Annotated in this window: 17 protein-coding genes; all 17 read left to right on the plus strand. The window is 46.4% G+C overall.

All coding sequences use genetic code 11. The features are described 5' to 3' along the window. The first annotated feature begins 31 nt into the window (after positions 1–31). The 17 genes from mfd to ftsH all read left to right on the plus strand — a co-directional run bounded on the left by mfd (position 32) and on the right by ftsH (position 20,683). A complete protein-coding gene (gene mfd / locus ACFQV5_RS25385; RefSeq protein ID WP_379251344.1) occupies positions 32–3,559 on the plus strand; it encodes a transcription-repair coupling factor in 3,528 nt (1,175 codons plus the stop codon). Next, positions 3,543–4,631 carry a peptidylprolyl isomerase gene (locus ACFQV5_RS25390; RefSeq protein WP_379251346.1) on the plus strand — a complete coding sequence of 363 codons (1,089 nt, stop codon included), beginning with the start codon at positions 3,543–3,545 and terminating at the stop codon, positions 4,629–4,631. The genes mfd and ACFQV5_RS25390 overlap by 17 nt, the downstream gene beginning before the upstream one ends. A gap of 422 nt (positions 4,632–5,053) precedes the next feature. Beyond that, positions 5,054–5,596 carry a stage V sporulation protein T gene (gene spoVT, locus ACFQV5_RS25395; RefSeq protein WP_379251348.1) on the plus strand — a complete coding sequence of 181 codons (543 nt, stop codon included), beginning with the start codon at positions 5,054–5,056 and terminating at the stop codon, positions 5,594–5,596. Between the two features lie 190 nt (positions 5,597–5,786). Then, positions 5,787–7,472, plus strand: coding sequence for a putative polysaccharide biosynthesis protein (locus tag ACFQV5_RS25400; protein ID WP_379251349.1), 1,686 nt, complete (start codon positions 5,787–5,789; stop codon positions 7,470–7,472). A 95-nt stretch (positions 7,473–7,567) separates the two neighbouring features. Further along, entirely contained in the window at positions 7,568–9,082 is a 1,515-nt protein-coding gene (yabN, locus tag ACFQV5_RS25405; protein ID WP_379251351.1) for a bifunctional methyltransferase/pyrophosphohydrolase YabN, read from the plus strand. A 167-nt stretch (positions 9,083–9,249) separates the two neighbouring features. After that, on the plus strand, positions 9,250–9,522 hold the full coding sequence (locus ACFQV5_RS25410) for an HU family DNA-binding protein (RefSeq protein ID WP_054956725.1): 273 nt from the start codon (positions 9,250–9,252) through the stop codon (positions 9,520–9,522). Beyond that, positions 9,522–9,800, plus strand: coding sequence for an RNA-binding S4 domain-containing protein (locus ACFQV5_RS25415; protein ID WP_379251354.1), 279 nt, complete (start codon positions 9,522–9,524; stop codon positions 9,798–9,800). Before ACFQV5_RS25410 ends, ACFQV5_RS25415 begins: the two co-directional genes overlap by 1 nt. A 121-nt stretch (positions 9,801–9,921) precedes the next feature. Continuing rightward, positions 9,922–10,203, plus strand: a complete 282-nt coding sequence (yabP, locus tag ACFQV5_RS25420; RefSeq protein ID WP_379251356.1) for a sporulation protein YabP — start codon at positions 9,922–9,924, stop codon at positions 10,201–10,203. Continuing rightward, positions 10,200–10,769, plus strand: a complete 570-nt coding sequence (gene yabQ, locus ACFQV5_RS25425) for a spore cortex biosynthesis protein YabQ (RefSeq protein ID WP_379251358.1) — start codon at positions 10,200–10,202, stop codon at positions 10,767–10,769. The genes yabP and yabQ overlap by 4 nt, the downstream gene beginning before the upstream one ends. Positions 10,770–10,781: 12 nt before the next feature. Beyond that, positions 10,782–11,123, plus strand: a complete 342-nt coding sequence (locus tag ACFQV5_RS25430) for an FtsB family cell division protein (RefSeq protein WP_379251360.1) — start codon at positions 10,782–10,784, stop codon at positions 11,121–11,123. Positions 11,124–11,244: 121 nt separating this feature from the next. Next, positions 11,245–11,733 carry a S1 domain-containing RNA-binding protein gene (locus ACFQV5_RS25435; protein WP_379251362.1) on the plus strand — a complete coding sequence of 163 codons (489 nt, stop codon included), beginning with the start codon at positions 11,245–11,247 and terminating at the stop codon, positions 11,731–11,733. 346 nt (positions 11,734–12,079) lie between these two features. Further along, positions 12,080–14,590, plus strand: coding sequence for a stage II sporulation protein E (spoIIE, locus tag ACFQV5_RS25440; RefSeq protein ID WP_379251409.1), 2,511 nt, complete (start codon positions 12,080–12,082; stop codon positions 14,588–14,590). Between the two features lie 170 nt (positions 14,591–14,760). Next, positions 14,761–15,501: a vWA domain-containing protein gene (locus ACFQV5_RS25445; RefSeq protein ID WP_379251364.1), complete on the plus strand. Its 741-nt coding sequence runs from the start codon at positions 14,761–14,763 to the stop codon at positions 15,499–15,501. Further along, positions 15,485–16,399 carry a serine/threonine protein kinase gene (locus ACFQV5_RS25450; protein ID WP_379251366.1) on the plus strand — a complete coding sequence of 305 codons (915 nt, stop codon included), beginning with the start codon at positions 15,485–15,487 and terminating at the stop codon, positions 16,397–16,399. Before ACFQV5_RS25445 ends, ACFQV5_RS25450 begins: the two co-directional genes overlap by 17 nt. Before the next feature lie 62 nt (positions 16,400–16,461). Next, positions 16,462–17,901, plus strand: coding sequence for a tRNA lysidine(34) synthetase TilS (tilS, locus tag ACFQV5_RS25455; RefSeq protein ID WP_379251367.1), 1,440 nt, complete (start codon positions 16,462–16,464; stop codon positions 17,899–17,901). Positions 17,902–17,958: 57 nt separating this feature from the next. Continuing rightward, positions 17,959–18,498 carry a hypoxanthine phosphoribosyltransferase gene (hpt, locus tag ACFQV5_RS25460; protein WP_379251369.1) on the plus strand — a complete coding sequence of 180 codons (540 nt, stop codon included), beginning with the start codon at positions 17,959–17,961 and terminating at the stop codon, positions 18,496–18,498. Positions 18,499–18,613: 115 nt separating this feature from the next. Further along, positions 18,614–20,683, plus strand: a complete 2,070-nt coding sequence (gene ftsH, locus ACFQV5_RS25465; protein ID WP_379251371.1) for an ATP-dependent zinc metalloprotease FtsH — start codon at positions 18,614–18,616, stop codon at positions 20,681–20,683. The last annotated feature ends 108 nt before the right edge of the window (positions 20,684–20,791 follow it).

The following is a 20,791-nucleotide window of genomic DNA, read 5'->3' on the forward strand; positions in this document are numbered from 1 at the left end:
TTATATGTTCGCATAAGAGAGGTGCCCCCTTTTGTTACAAGCACTTATTGATGTCTTTTCAGAAGATACGGATTTTAAATCCATTGCGGCAGGTACTTCAGCCGGAATGAGAGAACAGCTTATTTCAGGCCTGTCCGGTTCATCCAGACAAGTCTTGATGGCTGCATTGTTTCAGAACCAGCAGCGTCCATTGCTCGTGGTTACTCATAATATGTTCTCTGCACAAAAAATTGCAGATGACCTGCAGGAAGTATTATCTGCGGATCAAGTATTGCTCTACCCCGCTAATGAGCTCGTGGCAGCTGAATCAGCGGTATCGAGCCCGGAGACCCTAGCTCAGCGGATTGATGTACTGCATCGCTGTGCACGTGGTTTCCGGGGTATTGTTGTGGCTCCATTTTCGGGTGTGCGTCGTTTGCTTCCTGCACCGGAAGTCATGGCTGACGCGAGAATCACTCTAAACGATGGAGGTACTCTTGAACTAGAATCATTTTTGAGTCGAATGATTGAGCTTGGATATGAGCGTGTGGAAAGAGTAGAAAGCCGCGGAGAGATGAGTGTTCGGGGTGGAATTATCGATTTCTATCCGATGACAACGGCTTATGCTTATCGGGTGGAGCTGTTTGATGAGGACATTGATTCCATTCGTACCTTCGATCCGTCAGACCAGCGCTCGATCGATAAAGTGAAAGAAGTGGTTATCACTCCATGCAAAGAAATTATTGCGGATTCAGAGCGGCTTACCAGAGCTGCAGATCGTGTTTCCAAACTTCTGGAATCACAGCTGGAGAGAATGACAGACAGACAGGCAAAACTTCGTCTTCGCGAGGAAATTAATCGTGAGATGGAAATGATGCGTGAACGCGTGTATTTTCCAGAAATCTATAAATATATTTCTTTGCTATACCCAGAAAAAACACATTTATTTGATTATATGCCGGAAGACACATTGCTTGTTTTGGATGAACCGACTCGTCTTCTTGAAACAGGAAAACAGTTAGAGCGTGATGAAGCAGAATGGAATATTCATTTGATGCAAAATGGTAAATCCCTACCAGATCTGCCGTTATCAATTGATAGTGATGAAGTGGTATACCAACATCGATTCCAGACCCTTCTTATCTCGATATTTTTGCGTCAAGTTCCTAGAATTCAGCCTCAAAACATCGTTAACTTTATCACCCGTGGGATGCAGGATTTCCATGGGCAGATGAATGTTCTTAAGTCTGAAATGGAGCGTTGGCACAAAACCGGCGTCAAAGTAATTATGCTCGCAGGTGGCCCAGATCGTATGGACCGGATGAGACGTGTTTTGCAGGATTATGATATCGATGAGCCGATCATGCTCGATGGCAGCCTGCAGAACGGATTTGAAATGCCTTCTGTTCATGTGGCCGTCATTACCGAGGCGGAAATGTTCTCCCAGAAGCAACGGAAAGTACGCAAAACGAACAAAAATATGGATAACGCCGAGCGAATTAAAAGCTATACAGAGCTTAAAGTCGGAGATTATGTTGTTCATCAAAACCATGGTATCGGTAAATATATGGGAATCGGCACACTTGAAATTAACGGTATCCATAAGGATTATATGCACATCCTCTATGCCGGTAGTGACAAGCTTTCTGTACCGATCGAACAGATCGATCTCATCCAGAAATATGTCGGTTCAGAGGATAAGGAACCTAAGATTTATAAGCTCGGAGGTAACGAATGGACACGGGTTAAGAATAAGGTCCGTTCCTCCGTACAAGATATTGCCGATGACTTGATTAAGCTGTATGCAGACCGTCAGTCGGCACCAGGTTATGGCTTTGAAAAAGATACGCCAGAGCAGCAGGAATTTGAGGATTTATTCCCTTATGACGAAACGCATGATCAGCTGCGGGCAATCGAGGAAATTAAGAAAGACATGGAACAGAACCGTCCGATGGACAGATTGCTCTGTGGTGATGTCGGTTATGGTAAAACAGAGGTTGCGGTTCGTGCTGCTTTTAAAGCAGCTATTGAGGGTAAGCAGGTAGCTGTTCTAGTACCTACGACGATACTCGCTCAGCAACATTATGAGACGTTCCGTGAGCGTTTTTCCAATTACCCGATTAATATTCAGGTGCTTAGCCGATTCCGCAGCCGTAAGGAGCAGAATGAGACAATTAAGAAGGTTAAACAAGGTACGGTTGATATTTTGATCGGTACGCATCGTCTTTTGTCACAGGACCTTGTATTTAAGGATCTGGGTCTTCTTATCGTCGATGAGGAGCAGCGTTTTGGCGTAACCCATAAGGAGAAATTAAAGCGTCTTAAGACGAATGTGGATGTGTTGACGCTGACAGCAACCCCGATTCCACGTACTCTTCACATGTCCATGCTCGGTGTCCGCGATTTGTCTGTTATTGAGACACCACCAGAAAACCGTTTCCCGGTGCAGACTTATGTTGTTGAGCATAGTCAAACTCTCGTTAGAGAGGCTATTGAGCGGGAACTCGCTCGTGGTGGACAGGTTTATTATCTATACAACCGAGTACAGGGTATCCAGGAGATGGCTGCTCAAATTTCAATGCTTGTTCCCGAGGCAAAAGTAGGGGTTGGGCACGGGCAAATGTCCGAAACGGAATTGGAGAAGACGATTCTTGATTTCTTAGATGGTGAATACGACGTTCTTGTAAGTACAAGCATCATTGAGACAGGTGTAGACATTCCTAACGTGAACACGCTCATTGTTCATGATGCTGATAAGATGGGGCTTTCCCAGCTGTATCAACTGCGCGGCCGGGTGGGACGTTCCAACCGGATAGCCTATGCTTACTTTACGTATCAGCGCGATAAGGTGCTGACCGAGGTAGCAGAGAAACGTCTTCAGTCGATTAAAGAGTTCACAGAGCTAGGCTCTGGTTTCAAAATCGCGATGCGAGACTTGTCCATTCGTGGAGCGGGGAATCTGCTTGGTGCTGAACAGCACGGATTCATTGCATCTGTCGGTTTTGATCTATACTCACAAATGCTGGCGGAAGAAATTCAGAAACGTAAAGTAAGTATGCTTGGTGAACCTGTGGTTGCATCTCAGCACTGGAACACCTCCATCGATCTGGGGATTGATGCATATTTACCGTCGGATTATATTTATGACAGCATTCAAAAAATTGAAATATATAAAAAAGTGGCGGTCGTTTCCTCCTTCGACGAAGCGGCAGAACTTGAAGATGAGCTGCTTGATCGGTTCGGAGAATTGCCGCTTGCCGTGCAAAACTTACTGGCCGTTTCCCGTTTAAAAGTATATGGACGAATGTACGGAATTGACTCCATTTCTCAACGTGGAGATGATGTCCTTTTGCAGTTCTATGAAGGACAGGATAAAATTGTTAATACGGTTCGGCTTGCCGAAATTGGAAATCTGTTCGAAAGACGTGTACAATTTGATCAGGGTCCTAATATGCTGATCCGTCTCAAGGGTAAGGGTCTATCGGATCAACAGTTGCTCGAACTGCTGGAGCAGTTTCTAGAGGCCGCCAAGGAGCCATTCAACCTGAAGGGAGATTTACAAAATGCCGTCAAGAAATAAAAAGGCGTGGAAGATGTTTATCGTATCGCTTACTGCGGTAATGTCCATGTCGGTACTCGCTGCATGCGGTGACGACAGTAAAGATAACGCACAACCGAAGGATGATAGCAAAGTTGTAGTGAAATACAAGGGCGGGGAAATTACGGAGAAAGAGTTCGAGCTTGAACAGCGTATGATGCAGTTCATGTCTCCGGAATATGCTCAATTCTTGCAAATGGACCAGTTCAAGGAATACTTGGCCAAGCAGGGAGTAGCCTATGAGTATCTCTATTCCAAAGCAGGTGAAGAGGCAAAGAAAACAGCACAAACTCAGGCGGAAGATCTGGTGAAACAGAATAAAACCGCGATGGGTGAGGAGCAGTTTAAAAAATCCTTGGAGGCGCAAAATCTGACTGAGCAAGATCTTGAGAATTACATGGTTCGTGTTCTAACGGTGATGGAAGACCAGAAGAACAAAGTGACGGAAGATGATATCAAGAAGGAGTTCGAGAGCAATAAACAGGACTTCACTATGATCAGTGTTCGTCATGTTCTGATTGGATTTACAGACGCCGAAGGAAATGAGCGTACCAAAGAAGATGCTTTAAAACTTGCCAAAGAGGTTAAATCTAAATTGGACAAGGGTGAAGATTTTGCAAAAGTTGCGAAAGAGTATTCCGAAGATCCAGGATCTAAGGATAACGGTGGCCTGTATGAGAACAAGGCAGCCGGCAATTGGCTGGCCGAGTTTAAAGAAAAGGCACTGACTCTTCCTCTGAACAAGATCAGTGATCCAGTTGAGACGGAAGCTGGTTACCATATTATGAAAGTTGAAAGCCGCAAGGAAGTTACCTTTGACACGCTGAGCGATACTCAGAAGGAAAGCATTCATAACGAACTGGCTTCCCTTAAAGTCGATGACTTCATGAAGAACGAGTTAAATGGTCTGATTGAGGAAATGGATCTTCCAAAAAGCGAAACTGAAACCGCACCTGCTGAAGGTGAGGACAAAGGTACCGATAGCACGGACAAGGAACCTGCAACAGGTGAAGGAACGAAAGACAGCGAGAAGAACGAAGGAACTGGGAAATAACAAATCGGATAATCTAGGCAAGGACAGCAGTCTCAGACCCGCATTTTTCACAGTCTATCCATCACATCATGTCACAGTCATCAGTTGAAAAACAAAATCGCGCAGATGAGAATCAGCTTCCTGCCAACCACGAATGGATGGGGCTTGGTCTATTATGACTAAGTAACGTTTATCCAGTGTGTTGATTAGGAAATTGGGAATCCATAGCGCGAAATCTGCGCTATGGATTTTTCTGCTCGTAACGCCTTGCTGGTTCAAATAGGAATTATATTTTGTAACCAATATCGGGCCAACCATGTATAAGGATATGGGAAAGGATGAATACTATGGTCAGACATTACACTTATATACCTGGGGACATCCTCTTCCCGTATCGAACAGTAGTTGAAAAATCTTCTTAAGAAAGTGGGGCAACATGTGAAATGAAAGCTACTGGAATCGTCCGCCGTATAGATGACCTCGGGCGCGTGGTCATCCCTAAAGAAATTAGACGCACTCTGCGAATCCGTGAAGGAGATCCGCTTGAAATTTTTGTAGATCGGGATGGGGAAGTTATTTTAAAGAAATACTCTCCGATCGGTGAATTGGGTGACTTCGCAAAAGAATATGCTGAATCCCTGTATGAAGGTACTGGTCACATTACCATTATTTCCGACCGCGACACGTTTATCGCTGTAGCTGGTGGATCCAAGAAAGAATACTTGGACAAGCAGATCGGCAACTTGCTCGAGAACTGCATGGAAAATCGTAAAACGGTTTTGGAAACAAACAAAGGCACATATGAGATCAGTAAAGATAACCCTGAAGAATTTGCAAGCTTCGTAGCGGCTCCAATCGTTACAGGTGGAGACCCTATCGGCTGCGTTCTATTGCTGAACAAAGACGATTCGGTAACGATGGGTGAATTGGAAGTGAAGATGGCTGAAACAGCCGCAGCATTCCTTGGTAAGCAAATGGAGCAGTAAGATCAGGAGGCTCCTTCCTGAATAAAGGTAACTTACTCCCTCTGATCTACGGACCATGTTGGTCCGAAGACGGGCGGGAGTTTTTTTGTATTCTGAGAAAGATTCAAGTTTTGAGTCTGTGATCCTGTTCCGGTTATAATGGGTTATCAAAGGTCCTGTTATATGGGCGAGGTAAGGGAATGGGCAGACAATGAAACCGAATGAAACTGGATCAAGGTTACTTCAGGGAGCATTTATCCTTAGTGCAGCCGCGATCGGCTCCAAACTGATCGGAACGCTGCAAAAAATACCGCTGCAGAACCTGGGCGGCGACGCCGTCTTTGGCATCTATAATACGGTTTATCCGTTATATATGATGATTATTACTATAGCAGCGGCTGGTTTCCCGGCGGCTCTGTCAAAATATGTTGCCGAGTATGAGGCTGCTGGACGGTGGGAAGAGAGCCGCAGGATGCTTCGTGTATCGACGGTAACCCTTGTTCTGTTTGGGCTCTTGCTGGGTATGGTCATGTACTTTGGTGCACCGGTAATAGGCACATGGATCGGTGATGAACACGTCGTGCCAGCTCTGCAAAGCGGGGCGTTTGCCTTGGCATTCGTACCATGGATGGCTCTCTTGCGAGGGTATTTTCAAGGATTGCATAATATGGTGCCGACGGCCGTTTCACAAATTGTGGAGCAATGCATAAGGGTAGCTGTCATGATTGTCCTGCTCATGTACATGATTCATTCTGGAGCTGGGGTGGATCAAATCGCTGCGGGGGCACTTTTTGGATCAGCCGCAGGCGGAGCAGCAGGTCTGCTTGTCATGGCTTACTACTGGCGTAGAGAATCCTCATCACGGAGTAGCATGAAATCTGTACAAAGAGGCCTGGACGCGAGTGTGATCAATAAGGAGCAGCATAAACCTATAGGGGATTTACCAGAGGAGCGGGAAGGGTATTGGCGCATCCTTCAGCGGTTGGCTGTTTATGCAGTGCCAATATGTTTGAGCGCACTAGCTGTGCCGCTAATCGGTCTGGTGGATACATTTACGGTGCCTAGGCTGTTGAAAGACACCGGGTTACCAGGTGAGGCTGTTATGGCGCAGTTTGGGGTGTACAACCGCGGGTTACCGCTTGTGCAGTTGGTGACTATGATGGCCACCTCGCTATCTGTGTTGTTCATTCCAGCCTTGGCGGAGGCTAAGTTTAAAGGGGAGAACAGCTTAGTGGTAAGCCAGTGCCGTCTAGCACTGCGCTGGTTTTGGTTGTTGGGCCTTGCAGCATCTGTAGGCCTTGCTTCACTTGCCACCCCGATTAACATTATGCTGTACCAAGATGCGGTAGGCAGTGATGTGCTAAGATGGATTGCTTTTACGGCTGTCGGCGGCACAGTAAGTATAATATCTGCGGCGTTGCTGCAAGGTATAGGCATCGTTCGGGCACCAGCGATCCATCTGCTTGCAGGCGCTGCGCTGAAGTTAGGGCTTAACCTTTTGCTTGTACCCAAAATGGGTATTACCGGAGCAGCGATAGCCGGCGTAGCGGCACACTTCACTGCTGCTGCGTTAAACGTGGCTGTTCTAGCAAGGTCCACCGGTTTTCGGGTGAGTGTTAAAGATTTGCTCGTTAAGCCAGCGCTTATCCTTGCGGGGCTAATACTGGCGGCGTGGGGTGCAGCTAGTGGAGCCAGCTTTATTATTACAGCGGCTGGTATCGCTTCAGTTCGCTTAAATGCTGCGGCTGCAAGCTTAGCCGGTGTTGCAGCTGGCGGCGTTGCCTTTCTGGCTGGGGCGGTAATCACGAAGCTCCTCACCGAGGAGGAGCTTCGCATGCTGCCGAAAGTAGGGAATTCACTGGCAACTATGCTTAAAAAGCTGCGTATACTACGTTGACTATGTGCGAGGCGTGAGATGTTTTTCCGTCTGTGGTATAGTAGTGTACGAAAAACACCGCCCATCAGGGGCGTTCGAGGAGCGGAGGAAGCTTTATGAGTGCAGCCATTACGGTTGTTGGTCTCGGTTCGGGCAATCCGGACAGGCTGACATTAGGCATTATGAAAACACTACAAGGTGCTGCCAAGGTTTACGTGCGCACCTTATCTCATCCTGTGATATCGGCACTGGAAGAGTTGGGTGTGGTTATGGAATCGTTTGATCACGTGTATGAGAGTCACGACACGTTTCCAGAGGTATATAATTTTATTGCATCTACATTAATTCAGGCATCACTGGCTGAAGATAGCGGTAGTGAGATTGTCTACGCCGTTCCGGGCCACCCAATGGTGGCAGAGGCGACCGTAAAGCTGCTTCGGGAGCGATGCCCGGAGCAGCAAATACCACTGACTGTACTCGGCGGAGAAAGCTTCCTTGACGAAGCCTTCGTACGCCTCGGATTTGATCCGATTGAAGGCTTTCAGCTGCTGGATGCTGCCGAGCTTCGTAGCAGTCTCATTCAGCCTCAGCTACATACGCTAATCGGCCAAGTTTACGATATGTTCACCGCATCAGAGGTTAAGCTTGCACTGATGGACATTTATCCGGATGAGTATGAGGTAATTGTTGGACATGCACTCGGGGTGGAAGGCGAAGAGTCCATTGTCCGCGTACCGCTGTATGAGCTGGACCGGATTGAGGGTTATGGTAACCTATCTCTGGTCTATGTACCTCGTAGCGATGATGAAAGGCTGCGAAAGCGGACTTTTGCACGCCTTCACGAAATTGTTGGCATTCTCCGAAGCCCTGAGGGTTGCCCTTGGGATCGGGAGCAGACTCATGAATCCATTCGTAAGAATCTCATTGAAGAGACATACGAGGTTCTCGAAACGATTGATGAGGATGATCCTGAACATATGCAGGAGGAGCTTGGCGATTTGCTGCTTCAAATTCTGCTTCACTCTCAAATGGAAGAAGAGCTTGGTACATTTACGGTCTATGATGTAATTCAAGGATTGAATGATAAGTTGATTTTCCGCCATCCACACGTCTTTGGTGAGAACTCCGCCAACAATGCGGAGGACGCTCTTCAAAACTGGGAACAGATGAAGGCAGAAGAGAAGCGGCGGAAGGGACTTGATCCGGAGAAGTCATCTGTACTTGATGGCATTCCACGTGATCTCCCGGCTTTGATGAAGGCATATAAGCTGCAGAAAAAAGCATCCAAAGTCGGCTTCGACTGGGATGATATTGATGGTGTGTTCCAGAAGATTGAAGAGGAACTCGCCGAGCTGCGTGAGGCTGTTGCCGAAGGGCAATCGCTGGATGACCAGGCACTTGAGCTAGGTGATTTACTTTTTGCCGTAAGTAATGCTGCCCGGTTCATAAAAGCTGATCCAGAGGAAGCATTGTCGAGAACAAACCGGAAGTTTGTTACAAGATTTCGGTATATCGAAGAGCAGCTGAAAGCACAGGGCAAGTCAGTGCATGAGAGCTCACTAGAAGAGATGGAATCGTTATGGCAGTCAGCCAAACAAATTTCGTCATCTGATGGTGACGGCAAACCATGAAAAAAGACAGTTTTTCGCGTAAAAAATAAAAAAATAGCGTAATGCGGCAGGAATTCAGAAAGCAATCCAGAATATCCAAGTAAGGTATTTCGCGGCTTATGCTGCTGACATACTGTCTGCAATACCGCAATCTTTTACTTTTTTGATAATTGGGAGGATTTTAAAACATGAACAAAACAGATCTTATCAACAACATTTCCAGCAAAAGCGGATTGACTAAAAAAGACGTAGAAAACGTATTGAACGGTTTCCTTGGTGAAATCACAGACGCCCTTGCTAGCGGCGACAAAGTACAATTGATCGGCTTCGGTACATTCGAAACTCGTAAACGTGCAGGACGCACGGGCCGTAACCCTCAAACAGGTAACACAATTGAAATTCCTGAGTCTAATGTTCCTGCATTCAAAGCTGGTAACAAACTTAAAGAAGCTGTAAAGTAATGCGTGTCGATAAATTCCTTAAAGTATCGAGGTTAATCAAGCGGCGTACCGTAGCGAAGGATGTATCAGACCAAGGACGGGTGCTGATCAACGGCCGTGAGGCTAAACCGAGCGGCACAGTCAAGGTAGGCGACGAGATTACGATTCAATTCGGCCAGAAACTGGTCACAGTTCGCGTCGAACGTCTTGCAGAGACAACCCGTAAGGATGAGGCAACAAGCCTTTACACCTTGGTTAAGGAAGAACCGATCGTTAAAGACAATGGATTGAACTGGTAGGTACAATCCATTCAAAAGCACTCTTTCACTAAATGTGAGAGAGTGCTTTTTTTGTATATAGCGGCGGTTCTAAAGACAGGCTCTACCCCATAAGCTATTTCTAAAAGGAGGGGTACATGCCATGATCGACCAAGGGAAAGGTAAGCAACATGACCTGCGGATGCATAACCGTAAGCAGCTTGACATCACGGGCGTCCAAAATGTGGAGAGCTTCGACAGTGAAGAATTCCTGCTTCAGACGGAACTTGGACATCTGACCATCCGGGGGCAGAATTTACATATTAAAAATCTGAGTCTGGAAGAGGGGCTCCTGACTATTGATGGATTAGTACATTCCCTTATCTATTTGAATCCCGGGTCTCAGGCTAAAAATAAGAGCCTCCTCGGCAAACTGTTTAAATGAACCCGCAAATCCAATGGATCACGCTGCTCTGGATGCTCTTCTCCGGAGTAGCAATGGGACTGGCCTATGACAGCTACCGGGTGCTGGCAGGCCAGCTTCGTTTTCCCAGATGGTCGCAGCATACGCTAGATTTAGCGTATTGGGTCGCAGCGGCTTTATTTGTATTCCGAATGCTGTATGTTACGAACTACGGTCAACTACGTTTTTATGTGTTTCTAGGGCTCTTTCTAGGGGTTTGGATCTATTTTTTATTATGGAGTGTTATAACTAGGCGTTTTGTGGTAATGTTAATTCAGGTGGCAAAACGCTTGCTATCGGTTTTAATGACGATGTTTCGCGCGTTGATCTGGAATCCGATCAAAGGTATTCTGAACCTACTGAAAGGACTGCTAAAGCTTCTATGGAGATTGGTCATGTTCCTTTTACGTGTGGTACTGAAATGTTTGTTACCTTTTTGGAGACTTCTGAAATGGATGCTAAGGCCGATCACATCACGTATAAGGATGCCGGTTTGGTCCAAACGTGTGGCGGACAAGGTTATAAAGGCGTGGAAGCGCTGGTTTTAGGAGGAATGAGTCATGGGAAGATTTGCTGAACAACCGAAGCAGGCTCCCCACAAGACAACAAAGAACAAAGGCGCACTTCGGCGCAAAAGAATGTATATGGCCGTCATGGCGCTGTTTTTGATCTGGGCAGGTTCAACGCTTTGGTCTCAACATGTTCAAATCCAGAACCGGAGTGAAACGCTAGCACAGAAACGAACAGAACAGAAGGCCGTACAGGATTCGTGGAACAATCTGAGTCTTGAGGTCGAAAGGCTGCAAGATCCCGAATATATCGGGCAAATTGCTAGGAAGAAGTTCGGGTTATATCCACCGACAGAAGTTCCTATTATTCAACCACAAAATGAGGGTGAATAAAGCCGGTAAAGCCATGACATACGTCTGTTGACCTCTTTTCGGTCATTGGGTATAATCAAATCACCGCAGTGAGATTCAAGAAATCGGACTGTATATTTTTAAGGGAGGATCATTTTATTCTATGGCAATTGAAGTGGGCACCAAGTTAGAGGGCAAGGTGACAGGCATAACGCATTTTGGAGCATTTGTGGATCTGTCAGGAGGTGTCACGGGCCTCGTTCACATCTCGGAGATCGCCGACAACTACGTTAAGGATGTCAACGATCACTTGAAGATCAACGATGTCGTTACCGTGAAGGTGATTAATGTCGACAAGGATGGTAAGATCGGTCTTTCGATTAAGCAAGCTGTCGACAAGCCGGCTTCCGAAAGTCGTCCACCCCGCGCACCTAGACCGGAGCGTAGTGGAGGCGGCGGAGAAAGATTCGGAGGTGGCGGCGGAGGAGGATATAACCGTGATCGCGGCGGACGCCCGTTTAAGCCTGCGGCCAATAAGCCTTCTTTTGAGGATAAAATGTCACGTTTCCTAAAAGATAGTGAAGAACGAATTTCTTCGCTTAAGAAGAATACGGAAGGCAAACGCGGTGGACGCGGAGCCAAACGAGTATAATTCGATAAAATATAATTTACCGCAGAAGGAAATAACCTTCTGCGGTTTTTTTGTCGTGTAATACAAGGGTACGACATGTTCCTACGTGATTTACGGCCCTAAACGTTGAAACGAAAAAATCCAGTCGCCCCAATTCGGGAAATGAATTACCCAATATATGGTTACTTGAATCACCTGAATAGCTACTATACCAAGGGATTGACCTGTCTTCCACGAGTTTTCGCGAGGGCAGGCTTTTTTGTCGGAAATTTCTTTTGGGCTCGTCCGGTGTTCTGACAAACTTTCTCGTTAGGAGGGTTTTATAATGAGACCAAACAAATTCGTGAAAGAATGGGGTGCCAGGGTGATGGAAAAAAGAAACGTGGTATTGTTTCCGGGGACAGAAACGGCAAAAGGAAGAGCGGGAGCTATTCGTGCCCGCTTAGCGGATCGTATTGGGCAAATGTCTTTTCTGCAGCGCCCTCTTGAGCTACTGGCCGCGAAAAAGTGGATGATATTGCTGACATTTATGGGGTTTCTGCTCGGAAGAGCGATGATTCTAGATGAGCTATCACCGTTTGCAGTCGCTTATTTTGCAGTCATAGCCTTTATGCGAAGAGATTATATGGTTCCGGTAGGGGTAGCGGTAATTGCAGGCAGCTTTTTCGCTTCAAGCCTATCAGCATTGATGATTCCAGCCGAGCTTATTCTTTTCTACTTTATGCTTAGGGGACTTGAATCTTATGAACGTGCGGAGTTGTCATATGCACCGCTGATGGTGTTCGTATCGACTTTCGTTGTGAACTTGTTCGCGCTATTAATTGGTCCATCCATGACCTGGTACTCGATCATGATGATGACACTGGATGCGGTACTCGGATTCGTACTGACGCTCGTATTTATCCAGGCGATTCCGGTACTGACGCTGCGCAAAAAAAATTATGTTCTTAAAAACGAGGAAATTCTTTGCCTTATCATACTCCTTGCTTCGGTTATGACGGGTGCTGTGGGCTGGGTCATTCAGGGAATGTCCCTAGAGCATGTGCTATCACGCTATCTGATACTGCTGTTTGCCTTAGTTGGTGGAGCGCCGCTCGGTGCTTCCGTCGGTGTGGTCACGGGATTGATCTTAAGTTTGGCTGATATATCAGCCTTTGCCCAGATGAGTTTGCTTGCATTCTCAGGAATGCTCGCGGGTATGCTCCGAGAAGGCAAAAAGGGTGGTGTCTCACTCGGAATGCTGCTTGGAGCGACGATATTGTCCATTTATTTTAATAAACCGAATGAGGTCATGGTTTCTACATGGGAAACTTGTATAGCGATTGGGCTATTCCTAATTACGCCTAAAAGCGTGACGCGTGCCATAAGCAAGTATGTACCGGGCACTCAGGATCATACCAAGTCCCAGCATGAGTATGCGAAAAGGGTGCGGGATTTGACTGCAGACCGGGTGACCCAATTCTCTAAGGTGTTCCGCCAGCTTTCACAGAGCTTTGGGCAGACAACGGAGACGATGCAGCCGCCTGGTAAACAGACGGAGGAAATGAATCATTTTATGGATGCAGTTGCAGAAGGGGCTTGCTCCTCCTGCTTTAAGCGGAATCACTGCTGGGATGCGAAGTTTTATCAGACCTATAAATATATGAGCGATATGATGACCACCATCGAGGAAAATCCGGAAGTGGAGACCAAGGATCTTCCAAAGGCTTGGGATAAAATTTGCGGAAAGAAGGATGAGGTACTTGGTCTTCTCAAGCAGCAATATCACCTCTACCAACATGATATGCAGTGGAAACGCCAAATATTCGATAGTCGCCATCTAGTAGCCGAGCAACTATCTGGTGTATCCCAGGTTATGGAGGACCTGGCGCGTGAGATTAAGCGGGAAAGCGAGACTATGCATATCCAGGAAGAGCAGATTCGAGAAGCATTGCAGCATCTTGGCCTGTCGATACAAGGCATTGATATTATAAGTTTGGATTCGGGTCATGTGGAAATTGAGATTATTCATGCCTATACGAGAGGATACGATGAGTGCCGGAAGATCATCGCACCACTTCTTTCGGATATCATCGGGGAACATATTGCCGTCGTGGACGAAACGATGACTCATCCGCGAGATGGTCTTGTTACAGTACGATTTGGATCAGCGAAGTCATTCGAAATTACGACAGGTGTGGCCGCAGCAGCCAAAGGAGGAGATTTATTATCAGGAGACAGCTTCAGTACGGTAGAACTCGGAAATGGAACGTTTGCGGTTGCGTTAAGTGACGGAATGGGTAATGGAGAGCGAGCAAGAATGGAGAGCAGCTCTGCACTTAATATATTAGAACAGCTGCTTCAGTCAGGTATGGATGAGAAGCTGGCGATCAAATCCGTGAATTCAATATTAATGCTACGTTCGCCAGAAGAGATATATGCAACGGTGGATATGGCGTTGATTGATCAATACTCTGCTCAGACTATTTTTATGAAAATCGGGTCCACACCAAGTTTTATCAAAAGAGGGAATGAGGTCATCCCTGTTACTGCGAGCAATTTACCAATTGGTATCATCCAGGATATCGAGGTGGATTTGGTATCTGTACAGCTTCAGGCAGGTGATGTGCTTATTATGATGACAGATGGTATTTATGATGCACCAGGGTATGCGGTAAACAAGGAACTTTGGATGAAACGAATTATCCAAGAAGTAAACAGCTCTGATCCTCAGGAAATAGCTGATTGTTTATTGGAAAAGGTCATTCGTTACCAGCAGAATCAGATCCATGATGATATGACAGTTGTGGTAGGACGTGTGGATCACTTCCACCCTGAATGGGCTAATGTTCACGTGCCAGGCTTTGCAAGGATGGAGCGGCCGCGCACTGTAAGTTGATAAGGAGAATATTTGATCGAAATTATATATCCTTTTAGGAGGAAAGGAATGAGTTGTTAAATTACCCGGGAAATCCCTGTCTAATCTTCTAATATATCGTTTGAACTCTCTAAAAATGGGAATGCTAGAGACAGACGATAGTTTTAAGAAGATGACGGGAGGGTACAAAGATGAAACAGATATTGCTTATCACGGACGGTTGCTCCAATGTCGGGCCGAGTCCAGTTATGGCAGCTGCACATGCGCTGCAGGAAGGGATCACGGTTAATGTTGTCGGTGTACTCGATTATGGAACGATAGGCGAGTTAGGTGCCTTTGAAATTCAAGAGATTGCAAAAGCCGGAGGAGGAATCCATAGGATTGTTGGAACCACTCAACTCGCAAGAACGATGCAAATGATGACCCGTAAAACGGTTGTTCAAACGATACAGCAAGCAGTCAATAAAGAGATACAGCAAATATTAGGAGGAGGTACGCTTGAAGATCTCCCACCCGAGAAACGGTCGCAGGTTGTGGAGGTTGTAGATGAGCTTGCCGAGACTTCTCCGCTTCAGGTTGCGCTATTAATTGATGCGAGTGCAAGTATGAAGCCCAAGCTCGGTGCAGTGGAAGAAGCGATAAGAGATTTGATGCTCAGCTTAAAGGCACGGGCTGGTTCAAGTAGACTTGCGGTATTTCATTTTCCAGGACGCGGAAGCGGAGAGGATATCGTTAAAGATGTCGACTGGACACCTAATCTGGATGGGGTAAAAGCTATATTCCAAAGACTCCAGATGAAAGGTGCTACCCCAACGGGACCAGCCTTGCTGAAGGTGATTGATTATTACCGTTATGGTACACTAGAAGGTAATCAATTATGGCGGGCTGATTCCGGCCAAGAGGAAGGGATGCTCGGTGACTACGTTGTCTAATTCCGGTTATCCGCCAGGGACCGTAATTACAGGCAAATGGCGGAAGAGTCGGTACATCGTGGAGCGGATGTTAGGCAAAGGGGCAAACGGCAGAGTCTATTTAGTACAGCGTCTTGGGCGTACGGAGCGATATGCATTAAAAATCGGATTCGATACGTTAGATCTGCAATCAGAAATCAATGTACTAAATACATTAAAAGAGCAGATGCCCAATCCATATCTGGTGGAAGCTGATGATCATCAGGATAGCAGTGGAGAAGTACCTTTTTATGTCATGCGATATATTGAGGGAAGTCAGCTGCAGCGTTTTATTCGTTCTCGGGGGAGAGAATGGCTTGGTCTCGTAGGCCTAAAACTACTACAAAAACTCACTGCACTGCATAGGTCTGGGTATATTTTTGGTGATTTAAAGCCTGCAAACGTAATGGTGACAACATACGGTCAAGTGGAATTGATAGATTATGGTGGTGTCAGTGCGGTAGGTCGAAGTGTGAAGCAGTTTACGGAATGGTATGACCGTGGGTATTGGAATGCTGGTAGCCGGACTGGGGATGAAGCATATGATCTGTTCTCGTTTGCCGTGATGTGTATTCAGTTACTGGATGAGGAGGCACTTAAATCGGCCTCTGCACAGCTGCCACAGGTCCGCACTGCTGCGGATCTTCAAGTTGCGCTGCGAAAAAGCCCACAGCTCAGGCCATACGCCAGCTGGTTGAGCAAAGCCCTTGCAGGCGAATTCGCAGATTCACGGGAAGCGGTGAACCACTGGAGAAGCAGTGTGTATTCTCCCTCTCAGTTAGACGGAGGGCTAGAAAAGACACCACAGTGGCTTAAAAATTCATTTGTTATGTCGCTCATTGTTTTAGGATGCGCTGTTTATTTGTTCCTCCGAACATAAGACAGTCACATGGAACATTGCCTTCTGATCTTACCCGCACTAAAAAAAGGGGACAAACAAAATTGGAACATGATTATTTGAGATCATTAGTTGAACGTGTTGAGGATGTGGCACGCGAGAAAAAACTATGGTCGGCTGGTGATGTCATCATTGTTGCTGTTTCCGGTGGTCCGGATTCTGTAGCTTTATTACACGTTCTTCATGAGATTTCAAGCCGAAGAACACCGCTTAAACTCGTGTGTGCTCATGTACATCACGGGTTCCGTCAGGAATCGGATGATGAGGCTATCATGGTACAAAATCTTGCCGAATCTTTAGGTATTCCAGTAGAAACGGCTTATATTGACGTGCCTGCATATATGGAGCAAAGCGGGAAAGGTCTTCAGGAGGCAGCTCGGGATAAGCGATACGAGTTCCTTTTTGAAACTGCGGCCAAATATGGTGCAAAATCCATTGCCCTAGCTCATCATGCAGATGATCAGGCGGAAACCGTACTGATGCGTTTGCTACGTGGTACAGGTCCTTCGGGCCTTGCTGGCATGAAAATAAAAAGAACCCAAAAAAATGTGAAACTGATCCGTCCGTTACTTCGTATTAACAAGACGGACTTGTTAGATTTATGCGATCAAAGTGGTTATTCCTACGCAGTGGATTGTAGCAATCTGACGACAAAATACCGTCGTAACGCTGTTCGTCTGGAAGTACTTCCGTTTCTGGAACGGTATAATGGTCAAATCTCGTCCTCCCTTAATCAGCTTGCTGAGGTGATCGGGGAGGAGGATGACTTCATGGATCTCGCTGCTGAGAATGCTTATCGTTCCTACGTACGGGAGATCGATGGAAGGCTCGCATTTGACGCGCCTTCCTTTTTGGGCCTACATGTCGCTTTACAACGGCGTTTGATTAAACTAATATTAAATTATCTGTCGGCAGACCAGGAAAATTCTGATTTCGTAAAGATTGAAACGGTTCGCCAAGGGGTTTTACAGGATCGCCGGACGAATTGGCGTCTGGATTTAGGAGGCGGTTTGACCTGTATCCGTGAATACGGTGAGGTGAGTTTTATGCCTAAACCACTTGAAAGACAGGGGAATTACATATATCAATTGAAATCCCCCGATGGACCGGATCTGGCTCTGCCGGAAATCGGAAAGATTTTAAGGCTTGAGCGTATGAACAAAGAGGAAATGAGAGATAGCATTAACATGTCATCAGGTGAGGCATCCTTTGATGCAGATCAACTTGTTTTCCCTTTGACTGTGCGCTGCAGGCAGCCCGGAGACAAGATGAAGATCATGGGATTAAACGGCAGTAAAAAGGTAAAAGATATTCTCATTGATGAGAAAGTGCCTCCGTCTGTTCGTTCCATGATCCCTATAGTATGCGATGGCTCGGGTAGCATCGTATGGATTCCGGGTGTAAGACGCTCTGTTCACGCTGCTGTTGGGCGGCATACATCATGTATTCTCCGCATGGAACTCGTGGATGCGGAGAAAGTGTAAAATGGGAATGGCCCGTTTTTCACTTTCATAGTATAAACACGTAGGAGGTTCTATCAGTTGCAGAATGACATTCAGGAAGTACTTTTCAGCGAAGAGGAAATACAGGCTAAGGTTAAGGAATTAGGGGAGAAACTCAGCGCAGAATATGAGGGACGCGATCCTTTGGTGATTTGTGTTCTCAAAGGTGCGTTTATTTTTATGGCGGATTTGGTTAAGAACATAACGGTACCTATGGAACTGGATTTCATGGCAGTGTCGAGTTATGGTGCTTCAACGAAATCATCCGGAGTCGTAAAAATTATTAAAGATTTGGATGTATCTGTTGAAGGTAGAGACGTATTGATTGTTGAAGATATTATCGACAGCGGTCTGACACTCAGCTATTTGATCGAACTGCTTGAGAACCGTAGTGCCAAATCAGTTGCCGTGGTGACACTGTTTGATAAACCGGCACGCCGGACTGTAGACTTACAGGCAGACTATACTGGGTTTGTTATCCCTGATGCGTTTGTTGTAGGATATGGTCTGGATTATGCTGAGCATTACCGGAACCTCCCTTACATCGGGGTTTTGAAACCGGAGATTTACAGCAACTAAATACCAAGCTGGATCAGGAATCAATGATTGCTGATCCCTGCGCCATTTCGTCTTGTTGAGATGGTCAGACAGGCTGTGGTAAAATATCTTATGTGTCTTTGAGAGGAGGTAGGGGATGAATCGGTTCATCCGGAATTCTGGTTTTTATTTGATTCTATTTTTAGTCGTGGTGGGAATCGTGCAATTCGTTACCAACGGCAACGAAGTAGCCGATAACCCTAGGTATGATCAGCTGCGGCAGGAAATCAAGGCCAACAACGTAAAAGAAATTACAGCTCAATTTGACGGTTATGCATACCTTGTGACCGGTAAATATAAGAATCCCAAGGGTGAAGATCAGTCAGAGAATTTCTCGACCTACATTCCTGCTACTGATGACGCGATGAATGAACTTGTTCAGGCAAGCGAACAGAACGAGATTGAATTCAACGTCAAGAAGATGGAAGGCCAGAGCATTTGGCTGACCTTGTTATCATCATTTATTCCGCTTGTAATCATGTTCATTCTGTTCTTCTTCCTGTTCAATCAGGCTCAAGGCGGCGGCGGCAAAGTGATGAACTTTGGTAAGAGTAAAGCCCGTCTTTATAATGAAGAGAAGAAAAAGATTACATTTGAGGATGTAGCGGGAGCAGATGAGGAGAAGCAGGAACTTGTTGAAGTTGTTGACTTCTTGAAAGATCCGCGCAAGTTTAACACAGTTGGCGCTCGTATTCCAAAAGGTGTTCTTCTTGTGGGCCCTCCGGGTACCGGTAAAACCCTCCTAGCTCGTGCAGTTGCGGGTGAAGCAGGTGTGCCATTCTTCAGTATCTCCGGTTCCGACTTTGTTGAAATGTTTGTCGGTGTCGGTGCATCGCGTGTTCGTGACTTGTTCGAGAACGCGAAGAAGAATGCTCCTTGTATTATCTTTATTGACGAGATCGATGCAGTTGGTCGTCAGCGTGGCGCTGGACTTGGCGGCGGACATGACGAACGTGAGCAGACGCTCAACCAATTGCTCGTAGAGATGGATGGATTCGGAGCTAACGAAGGTATCATTATCGTGGCTGCGACGAACCGTCCGGATATTCTTGACCCAGCCTTGCTCCGTCCAGGCCGTTTTGACCGTCAGATTACGGTTGATCGTCCAGACGTGAAGGGGCGTGAAGCGGTACTTAAAGTACACGCGCGTAACAAACCACTTACGAAAGACGTTAGACTCGATATTATTGCGAAACGGACAACAGGTTTCACTGGTGCTGATCTGGAGAACCTCTTGAATGAAGCGGCTCTACTTGCAGCACGTCGTAATCGTAAAGATATTTCCATGCGTGAAGTGGATGAAGCTATTGACCGCGTTATTGTCGGTACTGAGAAACGCAGCCGCGTGATCAGTGATCGCGAGAAACGAATTGTGGCTTACCACGAAGCAGGCCATACCATTGTTGGTTATTTCCTTGAGCATGCTGATATGGTGCATAAAGTAACGATCATTCCGCGCGGACGCGCTGGTGGATATGTTATTATGATGCCGAAGGAAGACCGTATGCTCGTAACGAAACAAGAACTTCTCGACCGCGTTACTGGTTTGCTTGGCGGCCGTGTAGCTGAAGAGTTGTTCATTGGTGAAATCGGAACTGGTGCATATAGCGACTTCCAGCAGGCTACAGGCATTATCCGTAGCATGATTGTAGAATATGGTATGAGTGAGAAACTCGGACCTATGCAGTTCGGTACTTCACAAGGTCAAGTATTCTTGGGCCGCGATATCGGACATGAGCAGAACTACAGTGATCAAATCGCTTACGAAATCGATCAGGAAATGCAACGCTTCATCAATGAATGTTATGAGAAGTGTAAGCAGGTGCTCACAGAGCACTCCAAGGAAGTTCATCTGATCGCGAATACACTCCTTGAAGAAGAGACACTGGAGCTTGAACAGATTAAGCAATTGATCGAGACAGGCGCACTCAGTGACAAAGAGGATTCAGGAGATGGCGGTCAAGGATCATCCGAGAATGGAGAGCCTGTTATCGATAACATCGGTGACGTGCGCGTTCGGATTCAAGGTAAAGATGAAGCTGAACAGCCTAAATCAAGCGATGATATCCCGAACAATCCATTAGACGGTAACGATCCAGAACGCAAAGATCCGGACGGAGAAACTCCTCCGGGCGGTTCGGACAACGGTAATAATAGATTGACGTAAGAAATGCGATAAAAACGTCGCATTCCGAATAAAAACAAAGAACCGGAGAACGATCATTCGTTTTCCGGTTCTTTTTGTGCTTCTTGTCACATTGACAGTCATTCGAAC

Origin of the sequence: Paenibacillus sp. GCM10028914, from assembly GCF_042666275.1 — a bacterium.
Taxonomy (GTDB): domain Bacteria; phylum Bacillota; class Bacilli; order Paenibacillales; family Paenibacillaceae; genus Paenibacillus_AQ.